Annotated in this window: 17 protein-coding genes; 8 read left to right on the top strand and 9 right to left on the bottom strand. The window is 59.5% G+C overall.

Going from position 1 to position 14,160, the window contains the following annotated elements; translation table 11 throughout:
* The first annotated feature begins 228 nt into the window (after positions 1-228).
* Genes AC0KVQ_RS01485 through AC0KVQ_RS01500 form a run of 4 tightly spaced genes read left to right on the top strand, consistent with a single transcriptional unit; the run spans position 229 to position 2,183 of the window.
* Complete coding sequence (locus AC0KVQ_RS01485; protein WP_473419332.1) at positions 229-837, top strand: RNA polymerase sigma factor; 609 nt, start codon at positions 229-231, stop codon at positions 835-837.
* Positions 834-1,169, top strand: a complete 336-nt coding sequence (locus tag AC0KVQ_RS01490) for a DUF3619 family protein (RefSeq protein ID WP_473419333.1) — start codon at positions 834-836, stop codon at positions 1,167-1,169. Before AC0KVQ_RS01485 ends, AC0KVQ_RS01490 begins: the two co-directional genes overlap by 4 nt.
* Position 1,170: 1 nt before the next feature.
* Positions 1,171-1,620, top strand: a complete 450-nt coding sequence (locus AC0KVQ_RS01495; protein ID WP_473419334.1) for a DUF3106 domain-containing protein — start codon at positions 1,171-1,173, stop codon at positions 1,618-1,620.
* Positions 1,620-2,183, top strand: a complete 564-nt coding sequence (locus tag AC0KVQ_RS01500) for an RDD family protein (protein WP_473419335.1) — start codon at positions 1,620-1,622, stop codon at positions 2,181-2,183. Before AC0KVQ_RS01495 ends, AC0KVQ_RS01500 begins: the two co-directional genes overlap by 1 nt.
* Here the strand turns inward: AC0KVQ_RS01500 and lnt are convergent.
* The 4 genes from lnt to AC0KVQ_RS01520 are packed head-to-tail and all read right to left on the bottom strand — an operon-like array spanning position 2,100 to position 5,894.
* Positions 2,100-3,581 carry an apolipoprotein N-acyltransferase gene (gene lnt, locus AC0KVQ_RS01505; protein WP_473419336.1) on the bottom strand — a complete coding sequence of 494 codons (1,482 nt, stop codon included), beginning with the start codon at positions 3,579-3,581 and terminating at the stop codon, positions 2,100-2,102. The genes AC0KVQ_RS01500 and lnt overlap by 84 nt on opposite strands.
* Positions 3,581-4,438, bottom strand: coding sequence for an HlyC/CorC family transporter (locus AC0KVQ_RS01510; protein ID WP_473419337.1), 858 nt, complete (start codon positions 4,436-4,438; stop codon positions 3,581-3,583). The genes lnt and AC0KVQ_RS01510 overlap by 1 nt, the downstream gene beginning before the upstream one ends.
* 8 nt (positions 4,439-4,446) lie before the next feature.
* Positions 4,447-4,920 carry an rRNA maturation RNase YbeY gene (ybeY, locus tag AC0KVQ_RS01515; RefSeq protein WP_473419338.1) on the bottom strand — a complete coding sequence of 158 codons (474 nt, stop codon included), beginning with the start codon at positions 4,918-4,920 and terminating at the stop codon, positions 4,447-4,449.
* Positions 4,917-5,894: a PhoH family protein gene (locus AC0KVQ_RS01520; protein WP_473419339.1), complete on the bottom strand. Its 978-nt coding sequence runs from the start codon at positions 5,892-5,894 to the stop codon at positions 4,917-4,919. Before AC0KVQ_RS01520 ends, ybeY begins: the two co-directional genes overlap by 4 nt.
* A gap of 199 nt (positions 5,895-6,093) precedes the next feature.
* Between AC0KVQ_RS01520 and AC0KVQ_RS01525 the strand changes: the two genes are divergently transcribed.
* The 3 genes from AC0KVQ_RS01525 (at position 6,094) to AC0KVQ_RS01535 (ending at position 9,343) form a co-directional block, all read left to right on the top strand.
* Positions 6,094-7,317: a cation:proton antiporter gene (locus tag AC0KVQ_RS01525; RefSeq protein ID WP_473419340.1), complete on the top strand. Its 1,224-nt coding sequence runs from the start codon at positions 6,094-6,096 to the stop codon at positions 7,315-7,317.
* A 96-nt stretch (positions 7,318-7,413) separates the two neighbouring features.
* Positions 7,414-8,544: a YbdK family carboxylate-amine ligase gene (locus tag AC0KVQ_RS01530; protein ID WP_473419341.1), complete on the top strand. Its 1,131-nt coding sequence runs from the start codon at positions 7,414-7,416 to the stop codon at positions 8,542-8,544.
* A gap of 10 nt (positions 8,545-8,554) precedes the next feature.
* Positions 8,555-9,343 carry a gamma-glutamyl-gamma-aminobutyrate hydrolase family protein gene (locus tag AC0KVQ_RS01535; protein ID WP_473419342.1) on the top strand — a complete coding sequence of 263 codons (789 nt, stop codon included), beginning with the start codon at positions 8,555-8,557 and terminating at the stop codon, positions 9,341-9,343.
* A 217-nt stretch (positions 9,344-9,560) separates the two neighbouring features.
* On the opposite strand, the gene miaB is transcribed toward AC0KVQ_RS01535, so the two are convergent.
* The 3 genes from miaB to AC0KVQ_RS01550 form a co-directional block, all read right to left on the bottom strand.
* Complete coding sequence (gene miaB, locus AC0KVQ_RS01540; protein ID WP_473419545.1) at positions 9,561-10,862, bottom strand: tRNA (N6-isopentenyl adenosine(37)-C2)-methylthiotransferase MiaB; 1,302 nt, start codon at positions 10,860-10,862, stop codon at positions 9,561-9,563.
* Between the two features lie 73 nt (positions 10,863-10,935).
* Positions 10,936-11,265: a hypothetical protein gene (locus tag AC0KVQ_RS01545; RefSeq protein ID WP_473419343.1), complete on the bottom strand. Its 330-nt coding sequence runs from the start codon at positions 11,263-11,265 to the stop codon at positions 10,936-10,938.
* A gap of 168 nt (positions 11,266-11,433) precedes the next feature.
* Positions 11,434-12,108 (bottom strand): carbonic anhydrase family protein, encoded by a 675-nt coding sequence (locus AC0KVQ_RS01550; RefSeq protein WP_473419344.1) that lies wholly within the window; start codon positions 12,106-12,108, stop codon positions 11,434-11,436.
* Between the two features lie 114 nt (positions 12,109-12,222).
* Here AC0KVQ_RS01550 and AC0KVQ_RS01555 point away from each other — a divergent pair, with 114 nt between their 5' ends.
* Positions 12,223-13,113, top strand: a complete 891-nt coding sequence (locus tag AC0KVQ_RS01555; RefSeq protein WP_473419345.1) for a LysR family transcriptional regulator — start codon at positions 12,223-12,225, stop codon at positions 13,111-13,113.
* Between the two features lie 265 nt (positions 13,114-13,378).
* On the opposite strand, the gene AC0KVQ_RS01560 is transcribed toward AC0KVQ_RS01555, so the two are convergent.
* Both AC0KVQ_RS01560 and AC0KVQ_RS01565 read right to left on the bottom strand, forming a co-directional pair.
* Positions 13,379-13,528, bottom strand: a complete 150-nt coding sequence (locus AC0KVQ_RS01560; protein WP_473419346.1) for a hypothetical protein — start codon at positions 13,526-13,528, stop codon at positions 13,379-13,381.
* 247 nt (positions 13,529-13,775) lie between these two features.
* Positions 13,776-14,147 carry a peptidylprolyl isomerase gene (locus AC0KVQ_RS01565; protein ID WP_473419347.1) on the bottom strand — a complete coding sequence of 124 codons (372 nt, stop codon included), beginning with the start codon at positions 14,145-14,147 and terminating at the stop codon, positions 13,776-13,778.
* Between the last annotated feature and the right edge of the window lie 13 nt (positions 14,148-14,160).

Consider the following 14,160-nt stretch of genomic DNA (forward strand, 5'->3'; position numbering starts at 1 on the left):
GGTCTGTCGGTCATTACCGGCGTGTTCAGCACTTCCATCAGCAGTCCATAGTCCGGGCTTGCCGCCGTCGCGTCGGGCTTGTGGCCCAAGGGACGACCAGATGTGTTTGTAGCGGTGCCTGTCGGTGCCAACGCACCGTGTCGGCCGCGTCAGCAAAAGAATTTGGATGAGCTGTCAACCTTAACCGATCAGCCGCGTTATTGCAAGCAGGCACAGCGAGCGGATACCATGACAGCGCTTTGTTTTAAACCAACATTTTTGCAGGAGACGGCACTGGGTACCCCGGGAGAACTGGCGGCTTTCCTGGCCGATGTGGAGCGGCGCGCGTTTAGACAGGCGCTCTATGCGGTACAGGATGAGGATGCTGCGCTCGATATCGTGCAGGATGCCATGCTGCGTCTGGCCGATAAGTATGCGGCGGCACCCGCTTCCGAGTGGCCGATGCTGTTTCAGCGCATCCTGCAAAATGTGATTCGGGATTATTACCGGCGCCAGAAGGTGCGTTCATGGTGGACGACCGTATTGTCCGCATTCCAGCCGCATGATGACGAGACCGATGCCGGCGATCCGCTGGAATGGTTGCCGCATACGGCAGAATCACCAATGGCGCCGGAAGAGGAGTTGGGCCAGGCGCAGACCATGCAGACGATTGAAGAGGGCTTGGCAAAACTGCCGGCGCGTCAACGCGAAGCCTTCCTGCTGCGTTACTGGGAAGACATGGATGTCGCTGAAACGGCCAAGGTCATGGGCTGCTCGGAGGGAAGTGTCAAAACCCACTGTTCCCGGGCAACACATGCGCTGGCAGCCTGGCTGCAAGAGCGGGGGATAAAATCGTGAATGAACGTGAATTTGCCAAGAAACTGACGCGCCAGCTAAACACCGCGCCGCTATCGGATCATGCCGCCGACCGCTTGCGTAGTGCACGGGAAGCAGCCGTTGCCCGGGCCGTGGCGCAGCAAACCACCGCTTTGGCAAGTGCGGGTAATCTGGTTGTGCGTTTCTGGCAGCGCCATCACACAGCGAGCATCGGATTGCTGCTGGCGGTGACGCTGGCCATCGCAGGTGCCGGCTGGCAATGGCATCAATCGCGGGAGGCGGATCGTTCGATCGAAGCCATGTTGCTGGCGGACGATGTGCCGATGGACATGTTTCTGAGCGAGCGGTTCTGACATGACGGCCTATTTGCGCAAGGTATTGCTGGGCGTGTTGCTGGCGTGGCTGACCGCTCCGGTTTGGGCCGACGTACCCAACTGGCAGGCATTGACTGTTGGGCAGAAGGAAGTGCTGGCGCCGCTGAAAGACAAGTGGAATACACTGTCGGAATCCGAGCGCGAGCAGTTCCTGCGGGTAGTCGAGCGTTATCCGAAATTGTCGGCGGAACAGCAATCTCGCGTGCGTGAGCGCATGAGCCGCTGGGCCGAGTTGCCGCCCGAGCAACGGGCGCGCATGCGCGAGAACTACAAGCGTTTTCGCGATATGTCGCCGCAGGAGCGTGATGCCGTGATGGAGCGATACCGCGAACATCGCGGGCAGATGAAAAATGGCTCGGGGCCGGGTCCCGGGCGAGGGCCCGGCAACGGCATGCATGGGCCCGGACAAAAGCAGCAAGGACAGGATTGATGACGGAAAAACTGGTAATAGGCGCCGCTGCCGGCTGGTGGCGGCGCTTTCTTTCGTTCTGGTATGAGGTACTGCTGCTGACAGCGATTGTATTGCTGGCTGGCGCGCTCGGCCAGACGCTGTTTCAACTGGCCACCGGGCTGCCGGTTACCGCGCTGACGGATCTTCCCTGGGCGCGCACGCTCAACTTCATCTGGCTGCTGATCTGGGTATTCGCCTGGTTTGCCCTGTGCTGGCGCAAGGGCGGACAGACGCTGGCGATGAAGGCCTGGCGCATGCGGCTGGTCATGGCCGATGGCAGCAAGCCGACTTGGCGCGCGATCTGCCTGCGCTTCATCCTGGCGAGTCTGTTCTATGGGCCGGTGCTTCCGCTCTGGGTCATGGCCTGGCACGATGCCCGTTGGCTGATGCCGGCCTGGCTGGCGTCGGGCTGGCTGCTGGCGCCTTTTGTCTGGGTCCGCTTCGATCGTGACCGGCAGTTACTGCATGACCGGATTGCGGGTACGCGCCTGGTAATAGCCAAACGCCGCCAGCGCAAGGCACAGGCTGGCGAGCAGGCCTAGCACCGGCATATCGCCCCAGCGCAAATACGGGGTCAGGCCGCTACGATTTTCGGCTTGGCCTTCCAGAACGCCGGCTACGCGTGCAGGCAGCCGGCTGACGATATTGCCGCGATGATCCACGATGGCCGTGGCGCCGGTATTGGTGGCGCGGATCATCCAGCGCCCGGTTTCCAGTGCGCGCGCACGTGCCATCTGCAGATGCTGGTCCGCCGCCCACGAACCATCGAACCAGGCCATGTTGCTGACATTGGCAAGCAAGGTCGATTGCGCGGCGGTATGGCGCAACTCATCCCCAAAGATATCTTCGTAGCAGACATTAGCCCCAAGCCTGGTCTGGCCCAATACCAGTGGTGGCTGGCCATTTCCGCCGCGCGAAAATCCAGACATCGGCATATTCATGAAGTCATACATCCAGCCAAACAGCGCCGGCAGTGGAACGAATTCACCAAAGGGCACCAGATGGTGCTTGCTGTAGGCTTGCTGGGTTCCGGTCAGGGTAACCACGCTATTCAGATAGCTGCCTTCCCGGCCGGTGATAAAGCCCGATACCAGTGCCGCCCCGCGCGGCTCGACCAGCTGCTGCCATGCCGCCAGATAGTCGGGCGGCATGTCGGAAAGCAGGACTGGAATCGCCGCCTCGGGCAGCAGTACCAACTGGCCGCGGGTCTGGCGCACCAGTTCGAGGTAGCGCAGCAGGGTGTTGTCGAACTGGCGCATATCCCAGCGCTGCGATTGCGGGATGCCGCCCTGTACCAGGCTGACGCTAACTGGCGCACCTGCTGGCTGTGTCCAGGGCACGCCTTGCAAGCCGAGCCCGGTCAGCAGCACTGCCAGAAAAGTGGTCAGCCCCCAGCGCCAGCGCCACACGGTCAATGCGGTCGCCAATGCCAGCAGCCAGCCCACACCGTAAACCCCGAGGAGGGGAAACCAGCCTGCCAGCAATTTGACCTGGCTGGTGCCGATGCCGGCCCAGGCAAACCCCGTGAACAGCCAGCCGCGCAGCCATTCGGTCAGGATGAATAGTGTCGGCACTAGCAGGGGCAGGCGCAGGATGTCGGGGCAGGGCAGTCGTCGGCTCAGCCAGGCCGCCAGTGCCGGAAACAGGGCCAGGTAAGCCGCGAACAGCAACGTGCAGCCCGCTGCCATCCAGGCCGGCATGCCGCCGAAGTCGTGCATGCTGATATAGACCCAGTGAACGTTCGCCACGAAATAGCCAAGGCCGAAAGCCAGACCGAGTGCTGCGGCACGGGCAGGGGAAGCCGCTTTCTCAACGGCCCAGAACAGTAGCGCCAGCGCGGCAAATATCGGCCCTGGCACTTCCAGCGGGGCAAACGACACTACGCTGCCGGCGCCGGCCAGCGCCAGCAGCACGGGTAGGATCAGGGAACGGGAAAGCATCAGTACGGATTGTCTTCTTCGGTGGGCGCCAGGCGCTCGATCTGCAGGGAATGGATGCGCCGGCTATCGGCACGCAGGACAAGGAAGCGATAGCCATCGAAGCTGATCGATTCGCCTTGCTTGGGCAGGTGCCCGAAATGTTTCATTACCAGTCCTGCCACGGTATCAAAGGCTTCGTCGGTAAACGTGCTGCCGATTATTTCGTTGAGATCGACAATCGCTGTCATGCCTTTGACGTGCCATAGATCCGGGCGTTCCTGCGTGATGGCGTCCTCAAGTTCGTCGTAATCGAATTCGTCTTCGATATCGCCGACGATCTGTTCGATCACATCCTCGATCGTGACCAGTCCGGCAATGCTGCCGTATTCGTCGATGACGATCGCCATGTGGTTGCGGTTGTTGCGAAAATCCTTGAGCAATACGTTCAGATGCTTGGTTTCGGGGATAAACACGGCCGGGCGCAGTATATCGCGTACCTCGAACGCTTCTTCCCGCGCATAAAAACGCAGCAGATCCTTGGCCAGCAGGATGCCGATCACGTTGTCCTTGCTGCCTTCGATGACCGGAAAGCGCGAATGGGCCGCTTCGATCACGAACGGGATGAATTCTTTGGGGGGCTGGGCAATATCGATGACATCCATCTGGCTGCGCGGCACCATGACATCGCGCACCTGCATTTCACCCACCGAGAGCACGCCTTCGATCATGCCCAGCGCATCGGCATCAAGCAGGTTGCGCTCGAAGGCAGAGTGCAGCATGTCTGCGAGTTCGCTGAGATTGTCAGGCTCCCTGAGCAGCAGTTGGGACAGACGTTCCAGCCAGCCCGGCCTGGGGCTGGACGACGAGACCTCGTCCATACGGGGGACTACTCCTTGTCCATGCGATACGGATCATCATAACCCAAGGCCATGACGATTTGCGTTTCCAGCGCTTCCATCGCCTCGGCCTCATCTTCTTCGATATGGTCATAGCCCTGCAGGTGCAATACGCCATGTACGACCAGGTGGCAGTAGTGTGCCTCGAGCGTGATGCCTTGCTCGGCGGCTTCGCGTTCGACCACCGGTGCGCACAGTACGATATCGCCCAGGAGCGGCAGGCCGGGGATATCGGGCATGTCTTCGTCGAAGGTGAAGGTCAGCACGTTGGTGGCGTAATCCTTGCCGCGGTAATCGCGGTTGAGCGTCTGCCCTTCTTCGGTATCGACAATGCGGAAGGTGATTTCGGCGTTAGTCACGTCCGCTTGCAAGGCAGCTTCGGCCCATTTCTTGATCTGGGCGCGCGTGGGCAGATTTGCCGCGCCGCTGGCATTCTGCAAGGCAAGCTTGAGCTTGGTTTTCACTTCTTTTCTCCTTCGGCCAGTCGTTTGGTCTGGCGCTCGTAGGCATCGACGATTTTCTGCACCAGCGGGTGGCGCACCACGTCTTCGCTGGTGAAGTGGTGCATGGCGATGCCGCGCACATCGGCCAGTACGTCCTGTGCATCGATCAGGCCGGATTTCAGGTGGCGCGGCAGATCGATCTGGGTTGGATCGCCGGTGATCACCGCCTTACTGCCAAAGCCGATGCGGGTCAGGAACATCTTCATCTGTTCGGGCGAGGTGTTTTGCGCTTCATCCAGGATCACGAAGCTGTGGTTGAGCGTGCGTCCGCGCATGAAGGCAAGCGGGGCGATTTCGATGATACCTTTCTCGAAGCAGCGCGTGACCTTGTCGAAACCCATCAGATCGTACAGCGCATCGTAGAGTGGACGCAGGTAAGGGTCGACCTTCTGCACCAGATCGCCGGGCAGGAAGCCGAGTTTTTCGCCGGCTTCCACGGCCGGGCGAACCAGGATCAGGCGCTTGACCGCATCGCGCTCGAGCGCATCGACCGCGCAGGCTACTGCCAGATAGGTCTTGCCGGTGCCGGCCGGGCCGATGCCGAAAGTGATGTCGTGTTCCTGGATTGCCTTGATATAGCCGGTCTGGCGAGGCGTGCGCCCGCGCAGATCACTGCGCCGGGTTTTAAGTTGCAAGGAGGGTTCTGTGGCAGACGGTGCCGGATCACCGTTCTTGGGCATGATCAGCTCGATCAGATCAAGCTGGATCACATCGAGATCAAGCGGTTTGTCCGATTCATTGTAGAAATGCTGCAGCGCGGTGACCGCCAGTTCGACCTTGCGATTCGGCCCGCTGATGCGAAACACCTCGTTGCGCCGTGCAATGGTGACATCGAGCGCGTTTTCGATCTGCTTCAGATGTTCATCCAGCGCGCCGCACAGGTTGGCGAGCCGCTTGTTGTCGACAGGAGTAAAGGCGATGGTCTGGGTGTTCAAGACAATTTCCCGCAATAGAAGGTGCTATAAAAAGTACTCGAAGTGTGCCGCCAGATGGGTGATTTATCCAGTCATCTTTTACCACTGGGCACTCCATCTTCCGCTGTGCCACAGCTAAATGGGTAACCAGCCTGGTTTGTTACGTGTTGTTACGTTATGGTACGTTCTGCCCTCGCAATCACAAGGGAGGCATTGAAATATGCCCAGCCTGGATTTTTCTTCCCTGCCGGTTTTGCAGTCCTCGTTGCTGACCGACACCCTGATGGGGTTTGCCATCGCCCTGATTCTGGCCGCACTGTGCGGCGAATACCTGTTCCGCAAGCTGGCCTGGCCGCGTATCACCGGTTATGTGCTGGTGGGCCTGGTTTCCAGCATCGTGGGTCTCGGTTATGACGAAGCCAGTCTTCCCGCTGAATTTCGCATCGTCATCGATCTTGCGCTGGCGTTGTTGTTGTTTGAACTCGGTGCGCGCATCAACCTGAAATGGCTCAAGGCCAATCCGTGGCTGGTTGCCACCAGCCTGCTCGAGGCCGCACTCAGTTTTGGCGTGGTCTTGATGGTGCTGCACCTGTTCGGGCTGGGCTGGCGTTCGGCTTCGGCGATTGCTGCGATCTGCATCGCCACCTCTCCAGCGATCGTGATGCGCGTGGTGAGCGAATCCCGCGCGGAAGGGCAGGTTTCCGAACGGTTGACGCTGCTGGCCGGGCTCAACTGCATCTATGCCGTGATTGCCACCAAGCTGATCATGAGCTGGGTGCAGATCAGCACTGCCGATACGCTGCTCAAAACCATGCTGCAACCGGCCTACATGCTGTTCGGCGCCATTTTGCTCGCCGCCGTGCTGACGCTGGCGATGCTGCATGTGGTGCGGCATTTCAAGTTGAGTCAGGAAAACACGCTGTTGCTGATCTTCGGCTTGCTGCTGCTGGCCACCACCGCTGCCCGCGTCCTGCAGGTATCGGTGATCCTGGTGCCCTTGCTGGCGGGTATTTTGCTGCGCAGCAAAACCGATCGCCCCCTGATCTGGCCGCGCCATTTCGGCACGGCCGGCGGCATTCTGGTAGCGCTGCTGTTCGTGTTCACCGGTCTTTCGATCAAGCCGGAACTGTTCCTGACCGGGGGGCTGGCTGCACTGGCGCTGATCCTGCTGCGAGCCGGCGCGAAGACTCTGGGTGTGCTGATTTTTTCCCGGCCGAGTGGGCTGACGCTGAGTCAGGGCTTGAGCCTTGGTCTGGCCCTTTCGCCACTGTCTGCCGTGGCCTTTTCCTTGATCGCCGAGTATCAGCTGCTACTGCCCGAATTCGCCGGTCGCCTTGCCCCTATTGTCTTGAGCGCCGTTGCGCTGATGGAGCTGTTCGGGCCGCTGATCGTGCTGTGGGCGCTGCGTCGAAGTAATGAAACCCATATCGGCGAAGCGGACTGAGAACCCGTCCATAGTCTTGCGGCGAGGGTCTTTCGCGACGACTTTGAACGGTTCTGCTGCTGACAACATGCCAAGTGCAACCAAGGAATACTCACCATGCTAGAAAATTTTCAGGATTCCCGGCCGCTGTCGCTGGGCGTGGAGCTCGAACTGCAGATCGTCAACAAGCGCGATTACGATCTGACCCCGTGCGCGGCGGATCTGCTGCGCTTGCTGGAGAGAGAGGCCGGCCTGCCCGGCGATATCAAGCCCGAGATCACTTCCAGCATGATCGAGCTTTCCACCGGCATCTGCCATAACTGGCAGGAGGTGATCGACCAGCTCACTCCGATTCGCGATGCCATCGTCAAGGCAGCACGCAAGCTCGACGTTGGCATTTGCGGCGGCGGCACACACCCGTTCCAGCACTGGAGCCAGCAGCGCATCTTCGATACGCCGCGGTTTCACCAGCTCTCCGAACTCTACGGTTATCTGTCCAAGCAGTTCACCATCTTCGGTCAGCACGTGCATATCGGCTGCCCCGGCCCGGACGAAGCGCTGGTGCTGCTGCATGGCCTGTCACGCTATATCCCGCATTTCATCGCACTGACCGCTTCGTCGCCTTTCGTGCAGGGTGTAGATACCGGCTTTCATTCGGCGCGGCTCAACTCGGTCTTCGCTTTTCCTTTGTCGGGCCGGGCGCCGTTCGTAACTACCTGGCAGGATTTCACCGTGTTCTATGAAAAAATGACCCGCACCGGCGTGGTCAAGAGCATGAAGGATTTCTATTGGGATATCCGGCCCAAGCCTGAGTTCGGCACCATCGAGCTGCGCGTGATGGATACCCCGCTCACGATCGAGCGCGCGGCAATGATCGCCGCCTATATCCAGTGCGTGGCACGCTGGCTGATGGTCGAACATCCGGTTCGCCCCGAGGAAGACCACTACCTGCCGTATACCTTCAACCGTTTCCAGGCCTGCCGCTTCGGGCTGGATGGCATCATCGCCGACCCAGTCACCGGCGAGCACCGCACCATCCGCGAAGATATCCTGGCGCTGCTGGAAAATCTGGCACCGCATGCGGCTGAACTTGAAGCCGAGGAAGCCTGCCGCCAGGTCGCTGCGCTGGCCCGGGGCGAGGATAACGACGCCAGCCGCTTGCGCAAGCTGCAGGACAACGAACAACTGCTGCCTGAAGTGGTCCGCCAGCAATGCCTGATGTGGGCGGGAGTGGAGTTGCCAAGCTGAGCCCAAAATCATGCCTTCCGCCAAACCCCTGCGCATTGGTCTAACTGCGCGCTTGATGCATTCCCCGCCTGCCGAGCTGAATTTCCCCGGCAAGCGGCTGCAGTACATCGAGCAATCGGTGGCGCACTGGGTGATGCGCCATGGCGCGCTGGCTTTTATGGTGCCGACCATCGAAACAGGGGATTCGCTCGGTCGGCGCGACGTGTCGGTGCGGCGCTATGTCGAAGCACTCGACGGTCTGATCCTGCAGGGCGGTGCGGATGTGTCGCCGATCAGCTATGGCGAAACCGCACTGCGGCAGGAATGGGAAGGCGACCGGGTGCGCGACCTGTACGAGACCGAATTCATCTGGGAATTCCTGATCCAGGGCAAACCGGTATTGGGCATCTGCCGTGGCTGCCAGCTGATCAATGTGGCACTGGGCGGCACGTTGTATCAGGATATCGCCACGCAATTACCCGAGGCCGCTCGCCATGTCGACCGCAGCCTGTATGACCGGCTGGAACATGACATTGCCTTTACTGCTGGTAGCTGGCTACAGCATATCTACGCAAACCCGGTACAAGTGCGGGTCAACAGCATTCACCATCAATCCATCCACAAACTCGGTAACGATCTGGTCATCGAGGCGGTAGCACCGGATGGCGTGGTCGAAGCCATCCGCAAGAAAGGCGAAGGATTTCTGGTCGGGGTGCAATGGCATCCAGAGTTTCACCCTGCAGGCAGTGAATTGCTCGACGGCGGCCCGATGCTGGCGGCATTTCTGGCAGCTGCCGAGCGTGCCCGTGACCGGCGTTGAAACACTGTCTTTGCTTGTTGCCGTAGGTCGGGTTTCAACCCGACACAATGCCAGACTGTCGGGTTGAAACCCGACCTACAGTAAAAGGGGATGTTCTTACCCGCCAGGATGGACAGGCTACGATTTCACAGCAAGATCAGAGGCAGGTTTTTGGCAATGGGAAACAGAGATCCGGCGCCATGAAACCATGCAGGGCGCCGGAAACAACTTAGTGGGATTACAGCGCGGACTCGCGCGTCACGATCTCGCCGCGCAGGCTGTGCGAAGAGACTCGTGTCACTTTCACATCGACAAACTGGTTGATGAGGCGTGGATTTCCGGCAAAGTTGACGATGCGGTTGTTGTCGGTGCGCCCGGCCAGCTCGTTCGGGTCTTTCTTGGACGGGCCTTCGACCAGCACGCGCTGCACGGTGCCGACCATCTTTTCGTTGACCTCATTCGCAAGTTCGTCGATGCGCTTTTGCAGGCGCATCAGGCGCTGCGTCTTTACTTCCTCGGGCACGTCGTCGTGCAACTCCGCAGCCGGTGTGCCGGGGCGCTGGCTGTAGATAAAGCTGAAGCTGGCATCGAAACCGATGTCGTCGATCGCCTTCATCGTGCGTTCGAAATCGTCATCGGTCTCGCCGGGAAAGCCGACGATGAAATCGGACGACAGGCACAGGTCCGGACGGGCTTCCTTGAGCTTGCGCGCCAGCGACTTGAATTCAATCAGGGTATAGCCGCGTTTCATTGCTGCCAGCACCCGGTCAGAGCCCGACTGGATCGGCAGGTGCAGGTGCGATACCAGCTTGGGCAGCTTGCGGTAGCAATCGATCACGCGCTGGGTCATTTCGCGCGGATGGCTGGTGGTGTAGCGGATGCGCTCGATGCCGGGGATTTCGTGCACGTATTCCAGCAACAGCGCAAAGTCGGCGATCTCGCCATCTTCCATCACGCCGCGATAGGCGTTGACGTTCTGCCCCAGGAGCGTGACTTCCTTCACGCCCTGCTGTGCCAGGCCGGCGACCTCGGTCAGCACGTCGTCGAACGGACGGCTGACTTCCTGCCCGCGCGTGAACGGCACGATGCAGAAGGTGCAGAACTTCGAGCAGCCTTCCATGATCGATACGAAAGCCGTTGCGCCCTCGACCTTGGCCGGTGGCAGGTGGTCGAACTTTTCGATTTCCGGGAACGAGATATCCACCTGTGGCAGACCGGTGGCGCGGCGTTTGGCGATCAGTTCGGGCAGGCGGTGCAGCGTTTGCGGCCCGAACACTACATCGACATACTTGGCGCGCTGGATGATGGTTTCGCCTTCCTGGCTCGCCACGCATCCGCCGACACCGATCACGATATCCGGATTGGCTTTTTTCAGATCCTGTACGCGGCCCAGATCGGAAAACACCTTTTCCTGCGCCTTTTCACGGATCGAGCAGGTATTGAACAGAATCACATCGGCTTCTTCGACCTTGTCGGTCTTGATGTGGCCTTCGGCCAATGCCAGCACATCCACCATCTTGTCCGAGTCATACTCGTTCATCTGGCAGCCGTAGGTCTTGATGAATACTTTTTTGGTCACTTGAATTGCCTGAAAACTGAATTGGAATATCGGATCAATTGCCGAAAGAAAAAATCGAACGTTTTTCCAGTCCGCGTGCGCTGATCTCCTGCTCGGTGAGCATCCAGACCTGGAAAAGTTCACCCCGTCCGTCAACCTGGTAACCGACCAGGGTATCCACGGGCAGTTGGCGCACGAAGATCTGCACATTGTTCTGGTTGATCACACGCAGCCCTGGTGCAGTCCGGAAAACCGTGTCCGCGATCTTGATCTGGTTCGATGTCACGGATTTGACTTCCCCGAAACGCGCGCTGGCCGGGAGGATGCGCGCAGATACCGGCAGTGATAACACCGCCAGAAGAAATGCCAGTAAAAATTTTCGCATCGTCATTTCAGGAGAGCCCTGCCTGCCGCGCCGGGGGAGAAGGATAAAGTCGCGGCAGATTGTAGCGCAAAGCCCGGCTAGGTGTCGGTCGGGCGGATGTACGCTCAGGCAGGAGCCCGGTGGGCCACGCCGGTATGGAGCCCGATGACGGCAGAATGTTGAGCAGCACTAGCCGGCGATCATCTGCATCGAAGCCTGATCATGCACCCAGGTGTCGTCAAAGAACGTCACCTCGCCGGATGCCAGGTCGTGCTTGGCGCCGATGATGCCGACCTTGCCCGCGGCGATCATGCGCTCAAGGATGGGGCTGCGATTGACGATCGACCGCACCGAACGGCGCACGTTCAGGTTGGCAACGTTCTCGACGAACGCAGTGTTCTTCGAGTTGCGCATCGCCGGATTCGGGGTCTGACTTTCTTCGTACACGGCTGGCTGGATCTTCGAGAGAAGTTCGGTCAGGCTGCCAAGCTCCACGTGGTCACACGCGCCCTTGATGGCGCCACACGAGGTGTGCCCGAGCACCACAATGAGTTTCGACCCGGCCACGTGACAGGCGAACTCGAGGCTGCCGATGATGTCGGTGTTGATCACATTGCCGGCGATGCGCACGGAGAAGATATCGCCAAGGCCCTGGTCGAAGATGAGTTCTGCCGACGTGCGGCTGTCGATGCAGCTGACGATGGTGGCGAATGGCCATTGGCCGTCGCGCGTCTCATTGGCTTGCTGCAACAGGTCGCGGCTTGCGCGCAGGTTATTGACGAAACGCGCGTTGCCTTCTTTGAGAAACTGCAGCGCAATTGCCGGGGTGACAGTGGCCTGCGTTTCGAACGTATGCGTTTTCATCGAGCGATGTACCTTCCTGCCTGACAATGGATAGGGCGTGATGCCGGGAATGCTAACTGCCTTGGTTGATCGGGTAAAATCAATTTATAAGTGACTTTTTATAGATTTATATCTATGAATGTAACCTTCCGTCAGTTACGTGTTTTTCTTGCCCTGGCAGAGCTGGGCAGCATCAGTGCTGCAGCGCGGGCCAGCCATGTCACCCAGCCGACCGTATCGATGCTGTTGCGGGAGCTGACCGAAACCATCGGGCTGCCCTTGTACGAGGTCATCGGCAAGAAGGTCTACCTGACCGCTGCGGGCGAGGAGCTGGCGCGATCGGCGCGTGCCATGGAGGATGAGTGGGCCGGCTTTCGTCAGCGTATTGACGGCATGAAGGGGCTGGATCGTGGCCGGCTGCGCGTGGCCGTGGTGAGTACTGCCAAATACTTTGTGCCACGGCTACTTGGCGATTTCTGCGCGCAGCATCCGGATATCGATATCGCGCTGGAAGTGCTTAATCGGGATGGCGTGGTACAGCGCTTGCGCGAAAACCGTGATGATCTCTACATCATGTCGATGCCGCCGCCTGATCTCGATCTGGTGACACAGGATTTCCTGCCCAATCCGCTGGTCGTGCTTGCGTCACGCCAGCATGCACTGGCTGGTGCCGGCAGGATGCCACTGGCAAGTCTCACCGATGAGCGCTTCATCCTGCGCGAGGCCGGTTCGGGTACGCGCCTGGCCTGCGATGCATTTTTCCAGCAACAGGGATTCCGGCCTCGGGTAAGAATGGAGCTGGGCAGCAACGAGGCGATCAAGCAGGCCGTGGCTGGCAACATGGGGCTGGCGGTGCTGTCGCGGCACGCCATTGGCGAGGCGCTGACGGAAAACGGTCTGGCGATCCTCGATGTCGAGGGTTTCCCGATCCACGCCAGCTGGTACATCGTCTACCCGCGAGGCAAACGGCTCTCGCCCAGTGCGGCTGCCTTCCTGCAGCAGTTGCAAAGGCTCGCTGCGCAATGAGACCTTGCCGGTTTGGGGGCTGGAAACCGTTCAAAAAGCCGTTTCCAGATCGATGACAACTCCCACTTGCACAGCAAGGTTTCCCCTCAAGGAGGGGACGGAAGGGGGGAATAAACAAGAAGGCTGCGAAATCAAGCCATGGCATGATCGGCTCTGCCGGGACTTCAGAGAGCTTGCATGCCACTTTGCCAGCAGCCTGAAAAACCCGGCTGTACGAGCCGGGTTGGTTGATCTGAGGTGCAGCCTTGGGCCGCATCGACCCAGGTCAGGCAGCGTTGAGCCTGCGCTGCTGGAAAAGAACCGTTTCAAGTTCTTTCAATACCGTTTTGGCGGCAGCTTTGTCGCCATGGTAGTTGGCATCATAGAAGGCGTTGCGCAGTTGCTTTTCCTGCTGCTTCAGTATTTGCATCGACATGCTTTGGGCTCCTTGATATGTCAACGCAGCCCGGCCAATCCGGGTTGCGCCGGAATCGGCTTGCCGGCCATTCCGGCAAGTTTTCCGCCGCAAAGTATGAAATTGTGCGATGCAGTATTTCTTGATGAAGACCAAAAAAGGGGCGAGCGATTTTTGCCACTTTTCACATCCTGACTATCTTGCATATGCCAGGGCAGCGCATATGAAAAAAGGGCCATGTGGCCCTTTGTCGCTGAGTGACTTCAGCTTAGCCGCGGCTGGTCACCAGGATAAGGTGGTAGCCGAACTGGGTCTTGACCGGGCCTTGCACTTCATTGACCGGGGCGCTGAAAACCACCTTGTCGAATTCCGGCACCATCATGCCCGGGCCGAAGCGTCCCAGATCACCGCCATCGGCGCCGGACGGGCAATCGGAATGCTGTTTGGCCAGTTCGGCAAAATTGGCGCCGGCCAGGATCTGCTGTTTGAGCTCATTGCACTGGGCTTCGGTGGGAACGAGGATGTGGCGGGCGGTGGCTTGTACCATGGAAGGCTCCGGTTGGGAGATGCGCAGGGGCATCCGATCTAAATAAAGCGCTAAATGCGCGAACATGCATGACATGGTGCCACCCGCCAGCATTTCAAGCTGGCCG

The sequence above is a fragment of the Formivibrio sp. oc-25 genome (assembly GCF_055810895.1).

Bases quoted from the DNA above. Each gene is read 5' to 3' on its own strand.
- AC0KVQ_RS01495 (WP_473419334.1), top strand. From the start codon at position 1,171: ATGACGGCCTATTTGCGCAAGGTATTGCTGGGCGTGTTGCTGGCGTGG.
- AC0KVQ_RS01535 (WP_473419342.1), top strand. From the start codon at position 8,555: ATGCCTTCCGCCAAACCCCTGCGCATTGGTCTAACTGCGCGCTTGATG.
- AC0KVQ_RS01500 (WP_473419335.1), top strand. From the start codon at position 1,620: ATGACGGAAAAACTGGTAATAGGCGCCGCTGCCGGCTGGTGGCGGCGC.
- AC0KVQ_RS01525 (WP_473419340.1), top strand. From the start codon at position 6,094: ATGCCCAGCCTGGATTTTTCTTCCCTGCCGGTTTTGCAGTCCTCGTTG.
- AC0KVQ_RS01485 (WP_473419332.1), top strand. From the start codon at position 229: ATGACAGCGCTTTGTTTTAAACCAACATTTTTGCAGGAGACGGCACTG.
- AC0KVQ_RS01555 (WP_473419345.1), top strand. From the start codon at position 12,223: ATGAATGTAACCTTCCGTCAGTTACGTGTTTTTCTTGCCCTGGCAGAG.
- lnt (WP_473419336.1), bottom strand. From the start codon at position 3,581: ATGCTTTCCCGTTCCCTGATCCTACCCGTGCTGCTGGCGCTGGCCGGC.
- AC0KVQ_RS01565 (WP_473419347.1), bottom strand. From the start codon at position 14,147: ATGCTGGCGGGTGGCACCATGTCATGCATGTTCGCGCATTTAGCGCTT.
- miaB (WP_473419545.1), bottom strand. From the start codon at position 10,862: ATGAACGAGTATGACTCGGACAAGATGGTGGATGTGCTGGCATTGGCC.
- AC0KVQ_RS01550 (WP_473419344.1), bottom strand. From the start codon at position 12,108: ATGAAAACGCATACGTTCGAAACGCAGGCCACTGTCACCCCGGCAATT.
- AC0KVQ_RS01560 (WP_473419346.1), bottom strand. From the start codon at position 13,528: ATGTCGATGCAAATACTGAAGCAGCAGGAAAAGCAACTGCGCAACGCC.
- AC0KVQ_RS01530 (WP_473419341.1), top strand. From the start codon at position 7,414: ATGCTAGAAAATTTTCAGGATTCCCGGCCGCTGTCGCTGGGCGTGGAG.
- AC0KVQ_RS01545 (WP_473419343.1), bottom strand. From the start codon at position 11,265: ATGCGAAAATTTTTACTGGCATTTCTTCTGGCGGTGTTATCACTGCCG.
- AC0KVQ_RS01510 (WP_473419337.1), bottom strand. From the start codon at position 4,438: ATGGACGAGGTCTCGTCGTCCAGCCCCAGGCCGGGCTGGCTGGAACGT.